Source organism: Psychrobium sp. nBUS_13 (assembly GCF_051201665.1).
In the GTDB taxonomy this organism is placed as follows: domain Bacteria; phylum Pseudomonadota; class Gammaproteobacteria; order Enterobacterales; family Psychrobiaceae; genus Psychrobium.
The window spans coordinates 3,868,874-3,891,190 of the sequence record NZ_CP179210.1; the positions used below are offsets into that span (position 1 = coordinate 3,868,874).

Annotated in this window: 18 protein-coding genes and 1 tRNA gene; 5 read left to right on the top strand and 14 right to left on the bottom strand. The window is 40.8% G+C overall.

Translation table 11 applies throughout. The features are described from left to right. The first annotated feature begins 82 nt into the window (after positions 1–82). The 4 genes from rpoD (at position 83) to ACMAZF_RS17945 (ending at position 3,289) form a co-directional block, all read left to right on the top strand. On the top strand, positions 83–1,921 hold the full coding sequence (gene rpoD / locus ACMAZF_RS17930; RefSeq protein WP_435275086.1) for an RNA polymerase sigma factor RpoD: 1,839 nt from the start codon (positions 83–85) through the stop codon (positions 1,919–1,921). Between the two features lie 231 nt (positions 1,922–2,152). Further along, positions 2,153–2,572, top strand: coding sequence for a VOC family protein (locus ACMAZF_RS17935; protein WP_435275087.1), 420 nt, complete (start codon positions 2,153–2,155; stop codon positions 2,570–2,572). Positions 2,573–2,804: 232 nt separating this feature from the next. Further along, positions 2,805–2,881, top strand: a tRNA-Ile gene (locus tag ACMAZF_RS17940). A gap of 288 nt (positions 2,882–3,169) precedes the next feature. Beyond that, positions 3,170–3,289, top strand: a complete 120-nt coding sequence (locus ACMAZF_RS17945; protein ID WP_435275088.1) for a hypothetical protein — start codon at positions 3,170–3,172, stop codon at positions 3,287–3,289. A gap of 136 nt (positions 3,290–3,425) precedes the next feature. Here ACMAZF_RS17945 and ACMAZF_RS17950 read toward each other — a convergent pair whose 3' ends face one another. From ACMAZF_RS17950 to ACMAZF_RS18000, 11 genes are all read right to left on the bottom strand, one after another. Beyond that, positions 3,426–4,529 carry a GNAT family N-acetyltransferase gene (locus tag ACMAZF_RS17950; protein ID WP_435275089.1) on the bottom strand — a complete coding sequence of 368 codons (1,104 nt, stop codon included), beginning with the start codon at positions 4,527–4,529 and terminating at the stop codon, positions 3,426–3,428. Continuing rightward, positions 4,510–4,773: a hypothetical protein gene (locus ACMAZF_RS17955; protein ID WP_435275090.1), complete on the bottom strand. Its 264-nt coding sequence runs from the start codon at positions 4,771–4,773 to the stop codon at positions 4,510–4,512. The genes ACMAZF_RS17950 and ACMAZF_RS17955 overlap by 20 nt, the downstream gene beginning before the upstream one ends. After that, on the bottom strand, positions 4,773–5,453 hold the full coding sequence (locus tag ACMAZF_RS17960) for a hypothetical protein (protein WP_435275091.1): 681 nt from the start codon (positions 5,451–5,453) through the stop codon (positions 4,773–4,775). Before ACMAZF_RS17960 ends, ACMAZF_RS17955 begins: the two co-directional genes overlap by 1 nt. Positions 5,454–5,593: 140 nt before the next feature. Beyond that, a complete protein-coding gene (locus tag ACMAZF_RS17965; RefSeq protein WP_435275092.1) occupies positions 5,594–5,968 on the bottom strand; it encodes a hypothetical protein in 375 nt (124 codons plus the stop codon). After that, positions 5,961–9,452 carry a DEAD/DEAH box helicase family protein gene (locus tag ACMAZF_RS17970; RefSeq protein ID WP_435275093.1) on the bottom strand — a complete coding sequence of 1,164 codons (3,492 nt, stop codon included), beginning with the start codon at positions 9,450–9,452 and terminating at the stop codon, positions 5,961–5,963. The genes ACMAZF_RS17965 and ACMAZF_RS17970 overlap by 8 nt, the downstream gene beginning before the upstream one ends. Positions 9,453–9,475: 23 nt before the next feature. Further along, the gene (locus ACMAZF_RS17975; protein WP_435275094.1) at positions 9,476–10,225 is read right to left on the bottom strand and encodes a hypothetical protein; all 750 of its coding nucleotides are present in this window, start codon (positions 10,223–10,225) and stop codon (positions 9,476–9,478) included. Positions 10,226–10,270: 45 nt separating this feature from the next. Next, entirely contained in the window at positions 10,271–11,338 is a 1,068-nt protein-coding gene (locus ACMAZF_RS17980; protein WP_435275095.1) for a virulence RhuM family protein, read from the bottom strand. After that, positions 11,338–12,555, bottom strand: a complete 1,218-nt coding sequence (locus ACMAZF_RS17985; protein ID WP_435275096.1) for a restriction endonuclease subunit S — start codon at positions 12,553–12,555, stop codon at positions 11,338–11,340. Before ACMAZF_RS17985 ends, ACMAZF_RS17980 begins: the two co-directional genes overlap by 1 nt. Continuing rightward, positions 12,552–14,213 carry a type I restriction-modification system subunit M gene (locus ACMAZF_RS17990; protein WP_435275097.1) on the bottom strand — a complete coding sequence of 554 codons (1,662 nt, stop codon included), beginning with the start codon at positions 14,211–14,213 and terminating at the stop codon, positions 12,552–12,554. Before ACMAZF_RS17990 ends, ACMAZF_RS17985 begins: the two co-directional genes overlap by 4 nt. Positions 14,214–14,276: 63 nt before the next feature. After that, positions 14,277–14,801, bottom strand: coding sequence for a DUF6933 domain-containing protein (locus tag ACMAZF_RS17995; protein WP_435275098.1), 525 nt, complete (start codon positions 14,799–14,801; stop codon positions 14,277–14,279). 22 nt (positions 14,802–14,823) lie between these two features. After that, positions 14,824–16,224 (bottom strand): nicotinate phosphoribosyltransferase, encoded by a 1,401-nt coding sequence (locus tag ACMAZF_RS18000; protein WP_435275099.1) that lies wholly within the window; start codon positions 16,222–16,224, stop codon positions 14,824–14,826. Between the two features lie 451 nt (positions 16,225–16,675). Here ACMAZF_RS18000 and ACMAZF_RS18005 point away from each other — a divergent pair, with 451 nt between their 5' ends. Beyond that, a complete protein-coding gene (locus ACMAZF_RS18005) occupies positions 16,676–17,077 on the top strand; it encodes an MAPEG family protein (RefSeq protein ID WP_435275100.1) in 402 nt (133 codons plus the stop codon). On the opposite strand, the gene ACMAZF_RS18010 is transcribed toward ACMAZF_RS18005, so the two are convergent. From ACMAZF_RS18010 to ACMAZF_RS18020, 3 genes are all read right to left on the bottom strand, one after another. After that, on the bottom strand, positions 17,074–17,523 hold the full coding sequence (locus ACMAZF_RS18010; RefSeq protein ID WP_435275101.1) for an SMI1/KNR4 family protein: 450 nt from the start codon (positions 17,521–17,523) through the stop codon (positions 17,074–17,076). The genes ACMAZF_RS18005 and ACMAZF_RS18010 overlap by 4 nt on opposite strands. Before the next feature lie 133 nt (positions 17,524–17,656). After that, positions 17,657–19,081, bottom strand: a complete 1,425-nt coding sequence (locus tag ACMAZF_RS18015; RefSeq protein WP_435275102.1) for a serine hydrolase — start codon at positions 19,079–19,081, stop codon at positions 17,657–17,659. A 331-nt stretch (positions 19,082–19,412) separates the two neighbouring features. Continuing rightward, a complete protein-coding gene (locus tag ACMAZF_RS18020) occupies positions 19,413–22,217 on the bottom strand; it encodes a trypsin-like peptidase domain-containing protein (RefSeq protein WP_435275103.1) in 2,805 nt (934 codons plus the stop codon). Positions 22,218–22,317: the final 100 nt, after the last annotated feature.

The window sequence follows — 22,317 nt, forward strand, 5'->3', positions numbered from 1 at the left end:
ACCCACTATAAACAGTTATAATTAATCCTTATGCAACTTTTTGTTGCTATTCTTTTGTCAGCATTAAAAGTGGATAAAATCTATGGAGCAAACCTCACAGTCTCGTCTAAAACTTCTAGTTGCCAAAGGTAAAGAGCAAGGTTATTTAACCTATGCCGAGGTTAATGACCATTTACCAGCAGACATGGTCGATTCCGATCAGATTGAAGATATTATCCAGATGATCAACGATATGGGTATTCAGGTGTTCGAAAACGCACCAGATCAAGATACTCTAATGATGTCTGAAAATAGCACCGATGAAGATGCTGCTGAAGCAGCGGCTCAAGTACTAGCCACCGTAGAAGGTGAAATCGGTCGTACCACTGACCCAGTTCGTATGTACATGCGTGAAATGGGTACTGTAGAACTTCTGACACGTGAAGGCGAGATTGTTATCGCTAAACGTATCGAAGAAGGTATCAAACAAGTTCAAACTTCGGTTTCTGATTATCCAGCAGCTATTGCTTCACTACTTGATCAATACGACAAGTACGAAGCGGAAGAAATGCGTCTAAGCGACATCATCACCAACTTCATCGACCCAGATGAAGACGATAACTTCGTCCCTGGTGCGTCTCACATTGGTTCTGCGCTAACAGAAGAACAGCAAAGTGATGACTCTAAAGATTCAGACGACGATGATGAAGACGAAGAAGAAGTTGATACAGGCCCAGATCCGGTAGAAGCTGCCGAGAAATTTGGTGGCCTTCGCACTGCTTTTGAAAAAGTTAAAGAACTTGCTAACAACAAGGGTCGCGATCACGCCGACACTATCAAAGCAACAAGTGCACTAAGCGAAGTTTTTCGTGAATTCCGCCTAGTACCAAAACAATTCGACCGCATGGTTAAAAACATGCGTGACGTGATGGATCGCATCCGTGTTCAAGAACGTCTAATCCTAAAGTTCGCCGTTAACCGCGCTAAAATGCCAAAACGCGAATTTACCAAAGTTTTCCCAGGCAACGAGTCTGACAAAACATGGTTAATGGACGCACTTAAATCTGGCGAACCATACGTACAAGCACTAGAAGATAACGAACGCGATATCCTACGTGCCATCAACAAATTAAAAGACATTGAGCAAGAAACTGACCTAACTATCGCCTCAATCAAAGACATCAACCGTCGCATGTCTATTGGTGAAGCAAAAGCACGTCGTGCTAAGAAAGAAATGGTTGAAGCTAACTTACGTCTTGTAATTTCGATTGCTAAGAAATACACCAACCGTGGTTTACAATTTCTTGATTTAATTCAAGAAGGTAACATCGGTCTAATGAAAGCTGTTGATAAATTTGAATACCGTCGTGGTTACAAATTCTCGACTTATGCAACATGGTGGATCCGTCAAGCAATCACTCGTTCAATCGCTGACCAAGCGCGTACTATTCGTATTCCAGTACACATGATCGAGACAATCAACAAACTGAACCGTATTTCTCGTCAAATGCTACAAGAAATGGGTCGTGAGCCACAACCGGAAGAGTTAGCTGAACGCATGCAAATGCCAGAAGACAAAATCCGTAAAGTACTTAAGATTGCTAAAGAGCCAATCTCAATGGAAACACCAATCGGCGATGACGACGATTCGCACCTAGGTGACTTCATTGAAGATACAACGCTTGAGCTGCCGCTACAGTCAGCAACATCTGAAGGCCTAAAACTAGCCACTAACGATGTACTAGCTGGTCTAACAGCTCGTGAAGCAAAAGTACTACGTATGCGTTTCGGTATCGACATGAATACTGACCACACGTTAGAAGAAGTTGGTAAACAGTTCGACGTAACCCGTGAACGTATTCGTCAAATCGAAGCGAAAGCACTACGTAAACTGCGTCACCCTTCTCGCTCAGAACAACTTAAGAGCTTCTTAGACGAGTAATCCACTCGCTAACAATCACTTAATTGAAAGCCGCTACCTCGCAAGATGTAGCGGCTTTACTTTTTCTACAACATAGAACATAAAACATAGAAAATTCAGCGATAGAAAAAACCTATCACTACCATTCAAAACAACGATTATCACCCCCTTTACCTCAACCTAACTTGAGGACTTAAAGTAACTCCATCGAATCAACGAGCAAGATAAAAAAGACTTATCAAGGAGATACTTATGTTAACGTTAGAGCACCTAAACCTAGTCGTAAGAGACATCGACGAAACTATCAAATTCTACCAAGCTATCGCGCCACATTGGAAAGTACGCAGCAGCGGTCAAGGAGATTGGTATGGCGTACCGCGCAACTGGGTGCACTTTGGCGACGATTACCAATTCATTAGCTTTAATGACAACGGCACAGGCACTAACCGCGACCTAGAAACCAATGCATTAGGTCTTAGCCACTTCGCCTTTAGCACCGCCAATATAGACGCCGCAACCACACGCTTACAAGCGGCAGGTTTTGAGATTAAAATTCCACTACGCGAAGACACGCACCGCAAAAACATCTACTTTCTCGACCCTAACGGCTACGAAGTTGAACTAGTGCAATACCTATCTGACATTCCAAGCGAACGTAATCTTGATGCATAACTCTCAAAGCACACCCCAATAAAAAATGCCGCTATCAACAACGGCATTTTTACGAGACTCAACAAATAAATCAGCATCGAAAAAGAATGGAAAGTGAGTCGAAAAGGAGTCTCAAACGAATGAATGGAGAATAAATAACCATTTAGTGAAAAATAACAGTCAATCACGTGACGTTTTAAAAATAAATGCTTATACTTACCGCCGCTTAAACAAATCTGTTTAGCATTTAAATGGCCCCTTAGCTCAGTTGGTTAGAGCACCCGACTCATAATCGGTAGGTCCCGTGTTCGAGTCACGGAGGGGCCACCATTTATTTTAAGTTTTCTCAAAATTCTCAATCCAACGTATATATAATCTAAAGCTTTGACTTTAATGGTTAGTTATTCTTTAATTTTACTTTCACCCCAATAGTTTTGAATAAAGAAGTGAGTAAAAATGAACGTAGGTTATGTTATTGCTAGTCATGAAATCACAAAGTTAGGAAAGCCAATTTGCTACTTTTATAGAGAAGAGCCAATTGATGAGAATGATAACGGCTAGTGTTTTTTCTCAGGTGATGAAACTCAAGAATATGCAGACAATGCTGATAACTTTTCAATGTACAATGCGACTTCAACAATCGAAATAGAGCCAAAAGTAACTGAGTTTTTAGGGTTATCCAGTCCAGTAGAAATAGAGCGTGATTTAATCACTGGAAATCTAGAAGTTATTCTTTAATTTTACTCTGACCCTAATAATTAGAAGTTATTCTTTAATTTTACTCTGACCCTAATAATTATGACCCTAATAATTACTCTGACCCTAATAATTATGACCCTAATAATTACCCTAATAATTTTAAGCTTGCCTTCAGCTATGGCGTTTGCTTAAAAGGTAACAGAGATTTACATTGTTCTTTGTAATGCGCTAACTGTTCACGTTCTTCTTTGCAATAATCACCAATAGCATCACGAAAACCCTCATGTGCGATCCAATGATAAGAATAAGTGGTAACAGGTTCAAATCCTCGCTTTATCTTATGTTCGCCCTGTGCGCCGGGATTAAACACCGCCAAGTTGTGCGTAATGCAATACTCAATACCTTGGTAATAACAGAGTTCGAAATGCAGGTTATTTACTTCTTCTCTACAGCCCCAATATCGGCCATATAGTGCATTATCATCAACAATATAAAATGCACTCGCCACAAATTCATCGTCACGGCTCGCCATCATAAGCAGAATTTTATCGGGAAGATGCTCTATAAAGAACTCAAAGAAACCACGGTTTAAATGGGGCTGATGCTCTCGCTTATGATATGACGACTGGTAGGCCTCGAAAAAGTAATCTAGTAACTCAGGCGTGACCTCATTCCCGCGATAATGTTTTATCTCGATACCTTGATTAACAACCGATTGGCGCTCTTTTCGCACATTTTTACGCTGCCTTGCGGTAAACGTTAATAGAAACTCATCGAACGAATTATATCCACGGTTAAACCAATGAAATTGCACCGTATGACGTTCAAATAAATCAGGATGTGTATTATCCATTGGCTGACAAAAAAGCATATGCCAGCTGTGAATACCCTGTGATTTACAATGCGTAATAACCGATTCAACAATCGATGATTGGGACAACGACTGACTCACCAGCTTATCGCTTGAAATGGGTGTAAACGGAATAGCTGTCACCAACTTGGGATAATACTCAACCCCATAGCGCTCATAAGCCTCAGCCCAGTTCCAATCAAAAACAAACTCGCCCCATGAATGCGTTTTTAAATAAGATGGCAATACACCTTCATTATCCCCCAACAGCAAATGATGTGGTGTCCAGCCAGCTCCCTCACTGACACACCCCGCTATTTCCAAATCATTAAGAAAATGCCAATCAAGCAGCGTCGACTGAGATTGATTTAGTGACTCCCACGTTGATTGGGTAATTTGGTTAAAGTGATTAACAGGCGATATGTTCAATGTGGTATTCTCTAGTCACAATATTTGGACATGACAGTTTTGCACGTTCTGTTCGCTCTCCTCCAACCTCAGCCGCCAGTTGTGCAATCAGCTTCTCTTCTTTGTCATACCTAGGGTTCAAGCGCTTGTCTGCGAGTTCATTGGGATAGCGTTCCAAAAACATCTTCGCCAACTCACGAGCAGTTAACTTCTTATCTGGATTGGATTTTAGCGTGTCGATAATCATTTGGACGCGACTTGTCATTATTTTATTCCAAATAGCTTTCTCATTAATCCTGTACCAAAGCTCTTATCATCATTGGACACGCTATAAATTCTTCGGATATAAGCTAAGTATTTTACAAATACCGTTGAATCTGCAAAATAGTTTGGGTAAGCGGCTTTTACCCCACCAACAGCGTTACTATATACTAGCGCTACAACGAGATGATCATGAACAGCAGCATTTTTTTCTGCCGCAATATATACCTTCGCTGCGTTTTCACCATCGTGCTCTTCAAAAAGGGTTGATGATACCATCGACTTTTTCATATCAACTTCTAACAGTACATATCCATCAACAGGCTCTTGATCAAGCCTTTCATCAATTACCTTGAGTGAGCCAGTAAAAGCAACCAGCTTGTCGGAAATATCGAGGTTTTTACATGAATTAACAATGCGCTTACAACAGTCTAAGATTCTTCTTTTCTTAGCCGGTTTTTTTTCATGTAATATCGCTTCATACAACTTATTAAACTGTTCTTGATCCGACAGTGAGTCAAACAAATGGATACTATCAATAATCTCAAAAATAGCGCCCATATCTATAAAGAAACTCTTCCAAACATCTTGTCCTTGATTCGTCTTCAAGGATTGTTTGGTAAATAGATCAACAATCTCTAACGCTGTGGCCCAGTAGTGCTGCGTGACAGTTCTTAGCTGCACCTAAACATATTTCGATGTACCGTACACATCTGGAAACTTACCAATTAAATGAAGACTATGGTAACCATCTTCCTTCGGTTCATTTATATAATCCTTATATTTTGGCAAGCCATTTCTAATTCTAAATTCTGGTTTCTTTTTTAGCTCTCTCTCAACCTGACGAAGCTTTTAACAGTCGAAACGATTGCCCGACATCCACCGATATCTTGCATATTCTTTAGCTTCATGCCTTCGAAACGGCGTACCTTATTTGCTATCGACACATGCCTCTTTAAGCGTTTAGCACAAATAGAATTTTTATCTTGGGACTTGGCATAACCTTGAACCATTTCGAATGCTTTTTCTAAAGGCATTTCATGTGTAAATCGCCAATAGGAGAGTACATCCATTACCCTAGAGAACTCTTCCGTGTCATTAGAAAGGTTATCGTCAATAAGCCGCTCTCCGGCTCTAATGACTTCTTTACCACTAAACTTTTGATTTAGTACCATTTCAATATCCTTAACTTCACTCACCAACTGCACTCTTATCTATTCCCTTAATTCGATTTCTCAAATCCATCACTACACTATCGTCAAATAAGCCAAACACACCTTCAAAATGAATATCTGAAAACGGTGGTTTAGCTAGCATGGACGCACTCATCACTCCGTTCTGTGTTAGGTAATCAATGATGGTGTTTACAAAACGTATCTGTTGCGCGTTAAACTTTGCTTCATCTAAGTAATCGGCAAAGGCTTCTTTGGCGGCTCCTCGTTCTAGCCCCACTAACTCACGGATAAACACACCTAACGGCTTATCGGGATGGATAGTAGTCTGATATTTCTCTATGTCTTCGATGCCACTGGTTTCAAATAATTTTTTGTCTAGCTCTTCTAAATCAAGCTTGGTGATCGGTTGATTACGCTTAATCCGTTGAATGGTTAGATTGTCCTGATTTTCTTTAATATAAGACTCAACTTTTTTGCGGTATAACGCTAGCTGATTACCGCTATCGATTTGATAAACGCCTTCGTTTTCACGTACCTCAAGCAACTCATCTTGAAAGTTTGTATAAACAATTTCAGTGCTTTCTTTTTCGATGAAGCGCATTAACAAGCGAAGTTTTCGACGGGTAGCTTCCAGCTCTTCTAATCCTGTTTCACCGTAATAAAGGTCAGTCCAAAAATGATCTGATTGAATGTATTGAATCCATTCCAGTTGCACACCAACCGCAGGTACACTAGCTTTGCTCTCTAGTTTAGCTGCGATCTGATTCAGCTTATCGCGATAAAAATCACTAATACCAGTCTTTTCTACCAACGCTAACTGCATGCTAAGTAACATGTGATCGAAACGCAGCGCTAGCTCCTCTTCTTTTTCATCAGGTTCTAATGGCAGAGCTTCTGTTGGTAATATGGCAACTTGTTTCTCCAGTTCTGCTAAGTGCTCATTAGTTAAGTGAAACCACATTTCCTGTTTTTGGTATTTCTCGACCACCTGTCGTTTAGGTCGCACCATAAAGTTGTCTAAGTTCATGCCTAAAACACGATGATGCAACGTCTCAATCAAATAACGTTGATATTCTGCGCCATAAACCCCAAATGATTCATTATCGAGCAACTGCTGTGAAAGGGTTAATCGCTTTTCAAACAACGCTTGAGATAGGCTTTTAACACCATTGTCTTTAGCGCCATCAGGGTTCATTTCAAAATATTCAAAGTTTTTACAGCAATCGAACACTTTAAAGAGCTTTTTATCATTAGCCGAAGGCTCTTTATCATCCGTTGGTCCAAATAGGTTTTCACACAAACGGGTACCACGGCCAAGCATTTGTAAAAACTTAACCTTAGACTTAATAACTTTAAAGAACATCAAATTAACCACTTCAGGTACATCGACACCTGTATCAAGCATATCTACTGACACGGCAATGCTTAGCGGCAGGTTAGGATCAGCTGGCTTTTTCTCACCTTTGAATTCATCGATTAGCGTATCGGCGTATTTCTCTTTGTAGGTGATAACACGCGCAAACTTACCTTTAAATTTTGGGTAATTTGCATCAATACGATCGACAATGAATTCAGCATGGTCGTTATTGGCGGCGAAAATAATCGTTTTACCCAAACGATCACCACCCGCGACTTTAACACCGCGCTCCATCAACACCTCAAGCGCAAGATCGACTGTTTTAGTGTTGAATAAAAACTTATTAACCTCACTTGGCAATACTTCGTCTTTGTCTTCAAGCTGTTCTTTGCTTTCCCACTCTTCTTTTTCGCCTTCACTGAGCTCAGCGTATTTTATGCCTTTGCGCACAAAACCTAAGTCGATATCAACATCTTTTGGCGGCACCAGAAATTTGTCACCAATAGCTTCCTCTAACTCATAAGCAAAAGTTGGATCACCATCAGGTTGCTCAAAGATATCAAAGGTGTTCTTGTCTATTTCAGCTTTAGGCGTTGCGGTTAATCCCAGTAACAAGCTATCAAAATAATCAAAAATATAGCGATATTTCTTATAGACACTTCGATGCGCCTCATCAACAACAATCAAATCAAAGTGACCGACACCGAATAAACGACTGTCTGGTGCCGCGCTTAATAGATTCATCATGGTTGGGTAGGTCGAAAGATATAAGCGCCCTTTCAATGCGCCAGTGCCGCTGGATAAAATCTCTGGAGAACACTTAGGTAATAACTTTGAAAACTCTTTTTTAGCCTGATTAACCAAGGCATTGCGATCCGCCAAAAACAGAATATTCTTCGCCCAACCCGCTCGCATTAATACATCAACCAATGCGATGGTGGTACGGGTTTTACCTGTACCCGTTGCCATTACCAGTAGGGATTTACGCTGTTTTTGTTCACCAAATTGCTCACATACCGATTCAATAGCCAAACGCTGGTAGGGTCTGCCTTTACCTGCAATATTGGTATCAAGCTCAACGGTATTAAGTGGTTGGGTCAAAGTACGGCGATCAACCAAACGCTGCATTTCATCTTGGTTTAAAAAGCCTTGCACCATACGCGGCGGATAATTACAGTCATCCCAAAAGTGAATGTCATAACCATTGGTGTAATAGATCAGCGGTCGCTGCCCAAACATTTGCTCCAAACAATCGGCGTAGCACACTGCTTGTTGCCTACCACTCTTTGCACTAAGCGTCGTTTTCTTTGCTTCAACAACAGCCAGTGGTTTGCCGTCTTTCCCCCAAAGCACGTAATCTACGCGCCCATCTCCAGAATTACTCGGCATACCAACCACGTCAAACTCTTTGACATTCGGTGCTTCCAAGTTCCAGTTCATCTCTTTGAGGTACTGGTCAATAATAAACTCGCGGGTCTCGGCCTCATTATAATCGTGAGGATCTTTGACCTGCTCTGCAATCTTGGCGTTCTGATTTTTTTGCTGCTCGATTTGTTGTAGCAGCGCCGCATTTTGCGCCGCTAAGCTCTCATTCTTTTGGCGCTCTTTCTCTAATGCCTGTTGATGCTGCTCGTCTTTTTCACCCAGCTCTTTTTGTAATTGTTTAAGCTTTTTAGTGCTATTTACCACCAACTTTGCATCAATCTGCATCGTTTGTGGCACATTAGCCAAATCAAATACATGATCCGTTGCAGACTGTTCTTTATCTTTAAAGGACGCTGTATAGGTGCGGTAAAACCAATAGAGAGTGTGGTGGAGTTCTTTTAAACTTTGCGTTGACTCAATTGCCGTTACCTTGCGTTCGCTATGAACAGCATTATTCCCTGCTTTTTGTACCGCCTTAATCTTAGGAAAAATATTACTGCCTAACGATTTTTTAAATTCTGGCTGATTAATTAGTGTGTTTAACGAATTATCGTATTTAGGCTGTTGCAGCCAACTGTCAAACTCAAACATCCATTTGACCATACGCTCAAGTGTATAACGGCTGTAGAAACAGCTAGAGCGCGGATCGGCATTGACCACACTTTCCGCTTTCTTGGCGTGCTCTTGTAGTTCAGGCCATTCAGTTAAAAAGTTGAAATTCGACATGTAACATCCTGTTAATTTTATTTTTATTCTTCGCGCTGAGATTTACGCTCAATTTGACCATGATATAGAGGGTAAATATTCTGAGGCATTTCTAATTCACCACTTTCAATTTTGGTCAACTGTGACAAAGCATCGTTCGCTAAGCCATAACTTGGATCAACACGTAGTGCTTTATTTAAATAGTCACGACTTACCGCGAAATTTTCACATAATAAATGGCAGATGCCTAAGTTACCAAGTGCCGGAGAATGAGCAAGGTCGACCTCAGAAACAATTTCAAACAACTCTATAGCCTGCTCAAATTCATTGTCTACCATCAACTCAAATGCTTGATCAAACAAAATCCCATTTTCAACATATTGAGTCAACGACAGCTCACTAGGGATCTCTTTTTCCACCATATCAAGCATATCTTGTTGCTGACAGACCAGTTCTCTTTCATCCTCAGTGGCATAGCGAACCGCCAACATTGCATGATAAAGACACAGTGGGATTTTCTCTAGATTTTGGTAACAATGTGATAAGTTTGCATGAGCGAGCGCGAAATCTTGTTTGATCAACAACGACTTTTCAAATAATTTTTTCCCTTTAACTTCATCGCCTACCGTAACCGCTAGTATCCCTTCCATAAAAGGAAGCAAATGATGTTTAGGAAATTTTTTAGCGCCTTTTTTTAATAGCCATTTAGTTTGTTTACGATCACCCTGTTCGAATGTGTCCATCATTAAGTCAAAAAACGATTCACTATCGAGTTTGTTGATATTTAACGCCACGGTTATTTCCTCTATTTGTTTTTTAGTCGCCAATGACCATTTATATTATTTTTTACTATCAAGTAACGCTTTCAATGCTGAAATATTAGCACGTTGACCTTCGGCTTCTTTTAAACCACGGCGTTTAGCATCAAATTCATCATAAGTGACTTGTGCTTTTTTCTTCACATCTTTCATTTTTACTGTGCCAGTGCCTTGCAGTACATCGCGATCGTTAAAGGCTAAAAAGCTATCGAGTTTCTCACTCCAATCATTTAAGAACACCTGCTTGCGGCGGCGTGCTTGATCTTCGCTAAAATCCAACCACATATTAACGATTAAGTTGAGCTGAGATATCTCATCATCTTTAAGATAATTTTTAGCAATAACGACATCGCTTTTTCTAACCACATCACCTTTGAACGTGGTTAAGCCCATATGCTCGCTATTGGCATCAACACGGTTAGCAATAATTTCAGCGGCTGTCATGCCTGTCGTCGCAAAGTGGAGTTTATTCTGAATTGAGCTAAAAAATGTGTTGGTATCACTATTATTTGGCTGATAGTCTGCCGCCATGGCAAAAATTTCTCGTACTCGTAAATACACACGGCGTTCACTGGCGCGAATATCACGAATGCGCTCAAGCATTTCGTCAAAATAGTCAGGCACAGCAGACTGATCAACAGGCGGATTTTTCAGGCGCTCGTCATCCATCGCAAACCCTTTAATCAGGTATTCTTGCAATGTCTGAGTGGCCCAGCGTCTAAACTGAGTGCCTCGTGTTGACCGCACTCGGTAACCTACAGCGAGAATGGCCTCTAAATTGTAATGATCTAATGCACGGGTAACTTGACGGTTACCTTCTTGACGAACTATCCGGAAATTCCGGATGGTTGCGTTTTGACCAAGTTCACCTTCGTTGTAGATATTGACCAAATGCTCATTGATGGTTCGCACATCTTTTTGATAAAGCTCGGCGATTAACGCCTGAGTCAACCATAAGGTATCTGACTCAAATCGACACTCAACACGCGTTGAACCGTCATTCGATGTAAAGAATAGAAACTCCCCTTGTGGGGCGTTGGGAGCGTCTTTTCCGTCAGCGAGTTCATCAGATGTTAGTTCATCGGTCATTAGGCAATATCCTTTAACGTTAACTCGCCTTTGAAGGCGCGTTGCATTAGGGAATTAAACAATCCATCATGAGATTTTACTGCTGCTTTAGAAAAGCGTAACTGTTCATCTAACGTCTCAATCAGCCTGCAAAATTTTTGTTGCATTTCCTTCCGAGGAATAGTTACGTTTAATCCAATCAAGTCAGGCATATCAAGCCTTTTAGTTCCATGTGCAGCAGTGCTTACCTTACTTAATATATGATCATGTTGAGACTTAAGACACCATAATAGATACACAGGCTCCACTTCATCATGAACAACTTTCAACGCCTTAATATCTTGATTAATCGATACATTAGCCTTTGTTATTGCGATAGGCACCGTATGTACAAGAATCATCCCTCTTACAACTATCAAGATTGTATTATCATCTATTCGCTTCAGATTTGTTTCTTCGAAAACAATTTCCGAAACATGGTCAATAGAATCAATAATGTAATTATATTTCATATCTTTTGGGGATACCCACGGAAACTTCCCCTTCCAAAACAATTCATTTGATTTTGAAGGCGTTGCACCAGAACAAATAGATACTAAGTTATTTAACTTTTCCGTCTTCCACCCTTTAGGGTTTGTCACAGGATCACCAAACATATCCAAAAACACTGATTGAGCGAGCGTATTGAGTTCTTGTTCCATTTGTTGGCATTGCCCACGCAAGGTATCGGCTTTTTCCAACGCCGCTGCAATTTGCTTTTGTACAGGGAGCGATGGGAGTGGAATCTCAAGTTTTAAAAATCTCTTTCTATCCAAGTTAGATATATTCGTTGTCTGTCGCCCTAAATGCCTAATCTTGTGCTGAGTTTCTTTATGCATAATGAAACGGAACAAGTAATCGGGATCCACTTGCTCTCGAATGGGGCGTAATATTGAAATAAAGCCACCCGCTGTGCATTTATAATTTAGTTTGGGAACTCTTACTGCTTTTCCTACTAACTCCCAACTATTAGCACTAGAAATAAGTAAATCACCTTCTTCTAAATACTGCTCATCGCGCTTGATAAACTTTTCAGGTACCGCTAGAACATCAGACTCCTCTAACTCCACTTGAATATTTTTGGTTCTCATGCAAATAGCTGAACCTTGACTCCGTGGAACAACTTTATCTTCAGGTTTAAAAGTTATCCCACGGATAAAATCTAGAACTTGCGATAAAGGAACTGATTTAATACTCACAACATTTCCTCCAAGTCAGCAATACCTTTATCCATCGCTTTTTGCAGTGTTTTAATGCGCTTTAAAATCACTTGTGGTTCATCGTATTTAACTTCTTCATAAACCACTTCTTTGTAGCGATTAATGGATAAGTCGAAATCGTTTTTAGTGATCTCATCTACAGGGACAAAGAAGCTTTGCTGGGTGCGATCTCTATTCCCTTCGGCATCTCTTTTTTGCCAGCGGTAAAGCACATCAGGAATATTATTGAGCTTATGGTTTTCAAGCGCTGAAGGCACTCGGTCGCCATGAGCCGCAGCAACATTAATCACGTCCGCTTCAGTAGAAATTTCAAGATCTTGCTCTTTGCTAATGGAGACTAGTGGCGTGCGCTTATCATCCAGTGAAAAGCCATCGGCTTGCATATCGTAAAACCACACATTGTCGGTGCCGCCACTGTTGGTTTTGGTAAAAAATAAAATCGCCGTTGATACGCCTGCGTAAGGTTTGAATACCCCTGATGGTAGTGATACCACAGCATCTAATTTATGGTCTTCAATGATGGTCTTGCGAATTTCTTTATGGGATTTAGTTGAACCAAAGAGCACACCGTCGGGCACAATGACTGCCGCGCGGCCACCGGGTTGTAACATGCGTAAAATAAGTGCTAAGAACAGCAATTCAGTTTTTTCTGACGGGCCTTTTTTCGCTTTTTTGTTACCCTCCTCGTCAGTTTCAACTTTAGGAGCCGTTTTCTTTGGTGTTTTGCCCAGCGCTGTTAACAAGTCAGGCGAGAGCTCATCATAAGCGACACTGCCTTTAAACGGTGGGTTGGCAAGAATAAGCGTGTATTTATCACTAATATTTTGCTCACCTTGGTCGCTCAATGAATCGCGATATTCCACCGTCGGATGCTCAACACCGTGTAACATTAGGTTCATTGCGCCAATGCGCAACATGTGCTGATCAAAATCATAGGCATTAAACATGCTGTTGTGAAAGTGCTCGCTGTTTTCTGGCTTCATTAATTCGCTTTCAAATTGCTTACGAACGTATTCTTCTGACGCCATTAAAAACCCACAAGTGCCTGATGCGGGGTCACAAATTACATCGCTCTTATTACCGTCTAATTTTGGCTGGGTCATCTCCACCATCATTTGAATGATATGGCGTGGCGTGCGGAACTGACCGTTAGTACCGGAGCTTGAAAGCTTCGATAACATATATTCGTATAAGTCACCTTTGGTATCGCGATCATCCATGTCGATCTTATCGATCATATTCACCACGCGATCTAACACCGCCGCTTTTGGGATCATAAAGATCGCATCAGACATGTGCTTGGCAAAGGTGGTGTCTTCACCGTTAATAGTTTTTATAAACGGGAACACCTTGTCCTTGACCAAATCAAACATTACCTGTGGATCGAGGTTTTTAAACTTGTTCCAACGATAGTTGGCTTCATCGCCGCCAAAAATAGGTTTTTCAATCTCAGCATCAAGCCCATCATCGCTATTTAAGAGTGCTTGGCGTTCGCGCATGGTATGAATTTCGTCTAAGCGGCGAATGAATAACAGGTAGGTAAATTGCTCAATAACAGAAATTGGATTGGTGACACCACCTGTCCAAAATACTTCCCAAATTTCATCGACTTGATTTTTTAATTTACCTGTTAGCATATTTTATTTTTTCCTAGCTATTGAAAGCTGTGTGCTTAATGTGGCGTATTCTATCACTCTCGTTCAGGCGATTGTTGATAATAGCTCGCTCATTGCCTTAATCGGCCAAACACAGTCTTTTTGTCCTTTGATAGTGCACGGTCTGTTACTTAACCGCGCCGATGTTGAATAAGGCAATAGCTCGGTTATTGACTGGTTGTTATATTGTAAGCCCCACTTAATATCATCACTCATCAGGCGCATGGTGCCTTGCACTGATCGGTTGCAGTCAGTGTCAAAAACTAGTGGCGTAATTAAGTTTGCCGCCTTGTCGATCAACTCAAAGTCTAAACCCGCTTTAATTAAGCTATTGATAAATACATCTTGGAAATGGTGTTCAAGAATGGCGAAATCAGGTTTGGTTAAACAGGGAATAAACACCGCGTAGCGTGTGATATCGTGAACAAAGATAACGCATTGGCGTCGCTCGATGACGATGAGATTAGCGTGCCAACTGCCAATGACTGAGAGTGAAGCTGTCGCTTCTTGCTCAGTATTCTTACTTACAACCAGCTTATCTTTTAACTTTTTGGTGCAATGGATAATCATAATATAAACTCTTTTTAAACGATTAACTACGTGTCGAACAGCTGGCTAATGCTTTGCTCTTAACTTCATCAAAACTAACCTCTTTCACCAACTCGCCGTTTTTAAACACAGTCTGTAGTAAGTTTTTATGTTCGCCCAAGTCTTGCTGGCGAATAGTTTGGAAATTACCTTCGCTACCTTTAATCACCGCTAAGATACCTTTTTTAGAGCGTTTACCACTGTCGGTGATTGGATCTTTGTAGACATCATGCATTGTGCCGTCGATGGTGACAGCTGAGGCTTTCATGGCAAATTTTAAGGTATCGCGATTCACTTTTTGTAGTAGCTCGCCGCCCATGCCAAAGGCAATGTTATCGGCGCTTAACCCTGCCTGTTTCATGGCTTTTAGAATGGCTTCGATGGTTTGTTGAGAAATGCCATCACCTTGAATTACGCGAATACAGCTTGGTAATACACGATAGCCTTTGTTATTTACTGTATGGCCAAATTTCGCCATTAAACGTTCAATGGTTTCGGTAACAATTGCCACAGGTTCGCCGCTATCTGGGCGTATAACTAAGGTGCCGCCAGTATTTTCAACACGCTGTTTTAACTCGTCGCCCCAAATGTTATCAATGGCGTGCCATAAATCGTATGAATCACTAACAACCGCCACCAGCTTGCCCTCGCCAGAAAATTGGTCGAGCATGTTGGCGTAAGCTTGCGCTTCGTTGTCGCGTCCCCATGCGGTAATGGTGCTGTGCTCAGAGGCGGGAATTGAAAAACCTGCCATTTGTGCGTTGTAATATTGTCTCGCCGCAACGATAGCGCTGATGGTGTCTGTGCCCATAAAGTTAACTAAATGTGCAGCGCCGCCAATAGCAGCGGCTTCTTCGGTGGTGGCACCACGTGCGCCAAAATCGTGTAGTTTGAAATCGATGCCGTCTAATGAATCACAAGTATCGGTCATGTAACGGGCAATCACTTGGCGACAATGCCACGAGACTGTAGCAACCGATGTTGGATACCACACAGCACGTAGCAACGCCGTTTCAACATAGCTTGTTAGCCATGCGCACTTGGGGTCAGTATTGACCACTTGCACCATCGCATTTAGCACGGGGATCACTGTGCCTTCTGGAATCGCTTGGATTTCTATGGGTAAGTAACCTTGATGTACATCGACAATATGACGCCAGCCGTCTTCGTTAAACGGTAGGCCATGGGCAGTAATAATTAACTTGGCTTCATCAACATCGTCATGCGTGATTGGCTTGCTCAAATACTCTTTAATGAACATTTGCAGCCCGAAAAACACCGCCTGTTTGAACTTGCCCCCTCGCGCTTCAATGTAGCTCGAAATATGCGTTGTACCTTGTGGGTATTGGAGGTAATGCGATGCTTTGTAAGAATCGGTATTTAAGATGATGCTGCGTTTTACCATTGGAGTATCAAAGTCCTGTCGCTTCACGATGAAGACGGAAATAACAATAAGTTTTAAGTGACGTCATAATAACCAAATTTAGGAATAACTAAATAGCAAACGGCAGCTTAACTCTCAATTCATTACGAAAATCACAAAGATGGTAACTAATTGACGTAAATTCGATGATGAAAGGAAAAAATAATTGAATCAAAATAATTGGGGTTAAAAAATAATTGGGGTAATAATTGGGGTTAATAATTGGGGTCAGGTTAAATTTAGATAAGCCTTGCACCTAGCTACTTTAGCTATTAATTTATAAGCACTTTTCATCAAGAGACGGATATTCAAATGCAATACGTAGAATTAGTGGCGATAATAATTGGGGTCAGGTTAAATTTAGATAAGCCTTGCACCTAGCTACTTTAGCTATTAATTTATAAGCACTTTTCATCAAGAGACGGATATTCAAATGCAATACGTAGAATTAGTGGCGATAGCTGCCGTGTTTCAATTCTTATTTTTTGGCGCGATGACAGGATTAGAAAGAAGAAAATCAGGACTTAAAGCCCCGAAAGTCACTGGCGATAAAGGCTTTGAGCGTATGTATCGCGTGCAAATGAATACATTGGAAATGTTAGTGGCCTTTATGCCTGCTCTGTTCATCGCATCAAAATATTGGCCACCGACGATAACGGCGAGCATAGGTGCCGTGTACATTATTGGCCGCCTTATTTATTGGCGTGCTTATGTCACTAAGCCTGCGAGTCGAGGTTTAGGGTTTAAACTGACTATAGCGCCGACAGCATTGCTGATTGTTTTGTCTTGTTTGGGTATTTTAATGTCGCTAATAGCGCCATCAACCAATAATTAATGGCTATTAAATCCATTTAACCAAGTAATAAATGAGTCTGAAGTTTGATTAACAGCTGCATTATGTCGGTCATAATACCAAACGGACATATCCTGATTGGGTTGTTCGCATTCAGCTGATTTAAAGCAAAACATATTGCCATTGCAGTCTGACGCAAACACCACATGCCCTTCTGGCATGCCGCTCATTTGATAAAGCTTGGATAGCTCATAAACATCATTTACATTCAAAAAATCTTTAACGTTTTCAATATTTACCGACAGGTCACAGGATTGATTCATTACATTTGGCGTATGAATCAATCCGTAAGTAGTGAGTAGGTATTTATAAGCGCTGGGTAATTTATGATTTAGCTTACCTTCTAGTTCTTCTAAATCTTGTTGTGATATTGGCACCATGGTGTGCTTGCCAATCCAACGTTCGATAAATAAATCAATGCTCTTCATTAGCTAAATTCTCAAGAAGTGATAGCGAGCATATTAATGAAAATAGCCTGAGTAAGTAACAAGTTTTTGAAGATTACGTGATTATCATGCAAAACAGAGGAGCACATTACACCTCTGTTTTTACCATTGTGATTTAACCTTTTTTGAGCGTGTCTTTTAGTGCTTCAATTTGTTTTTTAGCCCATTGATTTTCAGGGTTTATCATTAATACTTTTTGATAGTTTTCTAGTGATTTCTTGTATTGCTTATTCATGCCATAAGCCTCACCAAGGCTATCAAATGTGTTAGCAATTTCTGGGTTTAACGCAGTGTTTAGCTTAAACACAGCGATAGCAGCTTCAATATTATTTTGATTAACCAATTCATATCCCCATTGGTTTATTTCACCCACATTGAGATAAATACCGAAATTGTTTTCGACGCGATTAACGATGTCTAACATGCTTTTGTACTCATGAGCTTGCGCTTGTTTTTTCAAAACATTGACTGGATCTTTCCAACCATTTTTTAATTTCATATCAGTTAGATAAATACTAGCGATTTCATCCACAAATTGAATTGGTAAAGCTCCTAATCTATTTGTTAACACGACAATAGATAAGTCATCTTCCGGATAAATAATTAGCGTATTCGCATCACCGCCACTGGCACTAACTCCGCGGTGTATTTTGCGCTTCTCTACCTGCCAGCCAATTGCGTAGCCATTTTCAAATGTACTAAACCCTGCCGTTCGACCGCTATTTAAAGTATTTGGTGTCCATAAAGCCTTCAAACTAGCGTTATTAAGTAAAACGCCTTTTTGCAATGCAATCGAGTATAGTGCAAGTTCATTTGCAGTAGCACTCATACCGGCGGCTGTTCTCATTAATGGTGCAAATTCACCATAAACCGTGCGCAATTCTCCATTTCGTCTTAAGGTATATTGGTTCGCTTGATTTGGAATAACATCTTCAAGGTAGGCAAAGCCCGCCCCCTCTGTTAAGGGCATCCCGACTTTAGTTAACTGGTTATCGGTAATAAATTGCGTGAAATCTTGATTGGTTAACTTATTAATTATTTTCCCTAAAATAACGTAGCCAGTTTGATTGTATTGAAATTGTGAATTCGCTTTAAACTTTAATGGTTTCTGTTGTACTAGTGTCCACGCAGCCTGAGGGTCATTGTTAGCAATGAGATCAATATTACGCCCGCTTAAAATATTCGGTAAACCTGATGTATGTGAAAATAACTGTTTAATGGTCAGATGGTGCCACGTGGTAGGTAATTGCGGTAGATGCGCGCCAATAGGATCGTCAAGTGTTAACTTTCCTTGTTCAACCAATTGCATAATAGCAACGCCAGTAAATAGCTTAGTCATTGAGTTAATGGGAAATACTGTTTCGTTTGTCACTTTAACTGAATGCTGTAAATTCGCTTCACCATAGCTTTGTGATTTAATCATTTTGCCATTTTTGACAATGGCAAGTTGTAGCCCTGGAATACTACGTTCAATCATCTTAGTTTTTATAAGATCATCAACTTCATCTGCCTGCGTAACCTTTGCGCCAACACTACTCATTAACGCAATTCCTACTAACGTGATTATTTTAAATTTAGCCAACTTAATATTGCTCCTTAGTTATAATAGGCAGAGTAAAGCAAGTATCAAACCAACATTAAAATACTGTTTTAATTGAATTTAATAATACTACTGTCAATAAGAAATTATAATATGACTAAATAAACCTATTTTTAGTGAAAAATAACAAACTAAAAATAGGGGGAATATAAGCATTCATTTTCAAATCTACGCGTTATTTTCTCAAGACCAAATACATTGCGATAGATGACGAATGACTGATACTCCAGTGGACAGTTCAACCCAGCTAGTCGGTCTCTATTGACTTTATTTACTGAATATTCTCAATTCTAATCCATTCACCGTCCACGTATTTCAATTCACTAAATGGCCAATAATTATTGTCGAGTCTGAGCGTGATGACTTCTGGCTTACCTCTAAAATCAAGTGTTTTAACAACTATCGTCGCTCGATGTTTTAGATTGACAACCGCGTCAATGAAATCTTGATTGGTGTTAATTTCCTTATCGTCGATGCCTACAATTCGGCGCATAGGATCTAAACCATAACGCTCTGCTGGCGAACCAAACATACGATAAGCGACGTAAATGCCCTCTCCGCCAAAGTTTCCTTGTTGTCTCGCAGCGCGATGAGGTGCGTGTAGCGATAACCCTGCCCAGTTAAATACTTGCGTTAACTCTTGTCCCGGAAGTTGTACCGTATTTACAGTTTGATTGATTATTTTACCGCCACGTAAGATGGTCACTTCCACCTGCGGTTTCTGTGTTAGTAACTCGACCTGTCTAAAATTGGCCACCGGTGTACCGTTAACTTCTAGCAATAAATCACCGCGTTGGAACGCTTGAATATTGGCATCGCCAACCGCGTTATAAACACCTAGTATTTTATTGAATGTAGAGTCATTCGCTTGAACTTGGGTTAACCACTTCTTTGGTAATCCCATTTGGAATGCCTCTAACACTGATATTTTTGTTAAATCGAGATCTAATGTATAAAGCGCCGATTTATTCTCATTCAAATCAATAAGCTCACGAATATATTCCGCAGCAATGCCTGTCATAGTGGTATTCACTTTATTGCGGCGACTGCCTTGGAACATAGTCCACATCGCAACCATTTCATCATCGCTGTTGATTAGTGCGCCGTCGATAGCTAGATTCGCGTTAACAATATGGATGGTATCAAGATTCTTTTCGCTATAGCGCGGCACACTAAAGTCACCAAGATATAGCTCTTCGATATTCTCGATTGAGGATTCTCGATATTCCACCAGCCCGTTTGAATTAAGGCCAATTTGAGTGATTTCGTCACCTAACTTAGGCTTTGCCGTACTAAGTTTCATCTGAGCGATAGGAAAGTCAGCCACTTGCGCTGGGACATAAGATACCAGTGCTATATTGTGTAGCGGATGAACGTATTCAACTTTGCCTTTGACTTCGATTCTATTATCGAAAACAAATTTAACATGGCCCAGTGAGCTTGGTACGACAGAGCGAGGGATCACTACGAGTCCTTTATTGCGATCGACGATAATGCCAGCACCTTGCAATGAGTCCAAGGATCCGCGCCCTAGAATTGGAAATGGCGATGAGAACATCACTTGTACTAGTGCGTCTTTGGGATCATTACTTTGTAGCAACGCTTTAGTGTTACTAATTGATTCATTGTTCGTTACTGCTGGTTGAGCAAGTGCCGAACAAGGCCAGTAGTCTAATTTCGCGGCTTTCTTACAATGTAAGTTTTCTTGCCATTGACGATTTATTTCAACGACTGAAAAGTTGCTTATGGTGGGTTTCTTGATGCTGAAATAACGCAGTTTTACCCGCGTGCCATCAGCAACCTCAGACAGTTGTTCAATAAAGCTTGCCAGTGAATCAATTGGCTGGCCATCCAATTCAGTAATAACGCTTGCACTCGACACACCCGCTTTCTCAAAATGGCCGCCAGAGCTTGCAATGTACACGCCGCCAATAGGTTTATTAAAGTGACGTGCCTGTTGATATGACAAATTATGGAAAATAGCATTGTCTAATTTCAGGTATTCTGACGGCATAAATTCAGCTAAATCGCTGACCTTAATTGCTACCGAAATTTCTTGGCCAGCTCGAAATACAGCAACGTCAATTTCAGATTTGATATTGTCGTTAAGTAGGGTTTCAAGCTCAGTAAATTCACCAATCTGCTGGCCGTTAATCGATAATAAAATGTCACCAAGGGCTAAATTATTGGCTGCCGAGCTTTCTGGGAGTATCGATTCAATAACAAGCAAGCCTGATAGTTGCGGAAAGCTTTTTCGATATTTTGCTTCTAACTGCTCGCTAAGGCCTAACCGTTTAAGTTCAGCATAAGGCTTGTTTTCAAAGGTTGTTAATATACTGCCGCGTTTTACTTGTTCGCCTTTCTTTAAAAGACTTAGCGCATTTCTGATGCTATTTGTAGGTAAATAGAATGCGTTAGCCGATTCACTCTGACTACCTGCGTTGAGTGCGACTACTTCGCCGTTGACATTAATGACTGGAGAGCCTGAAGAGCCGCCGACACTTGCGGTTGCTGCTTGAATATAAAATGTATTGAAGTCATTGTAGGTACCTCGTCCATAATTAGGCGCTCTGCGGTCTACACGAGCGATGGTGCCATCTAAAATCGAAATTTTTTGCCCGGCATCATTACCAATAATTCTAATATCTTGACCAATACTTGGCCCTTGCTTACTAAAGCTAAACTGGTGAGGCTTAAGAAACTTTATTTGGCTAGGATCGTAGCGGTAAAAACCAAAGTCATGGATAGGGTCGATATATAGCGGGACTAAATCGATTTCTTCATTGTTAAGAAGCACAGCTTTCGCTGTGACAGGACCAGGCGTGACAACATGGCGGTTAGTGAGAATAATCCCCTGCTTAGCATCAACAATAAAACCTGTCGCTTGGCTGCCGCCATTGCTATCGCCGTCAAACCCCACAGGAACGTCCACTTGAATGCTAACGACGCCACTGGAAACTCGCTTAACCGTTTCATTCCAACGGTCCTTAACAGGCGACGGTGTGCAACTGACAATCAACAAAGCTAATACAGTGAAAAATAACGCGCTAATGATGGGATTTTTAAACGGAAACATCCTTATCAACCTTAAGTCCTAAAAAATTATTGAATCAATAATAGTTTAACTTAACAAACAAAGACATAATTTATTTGTGTTGTAAATTAACAGTGCAATC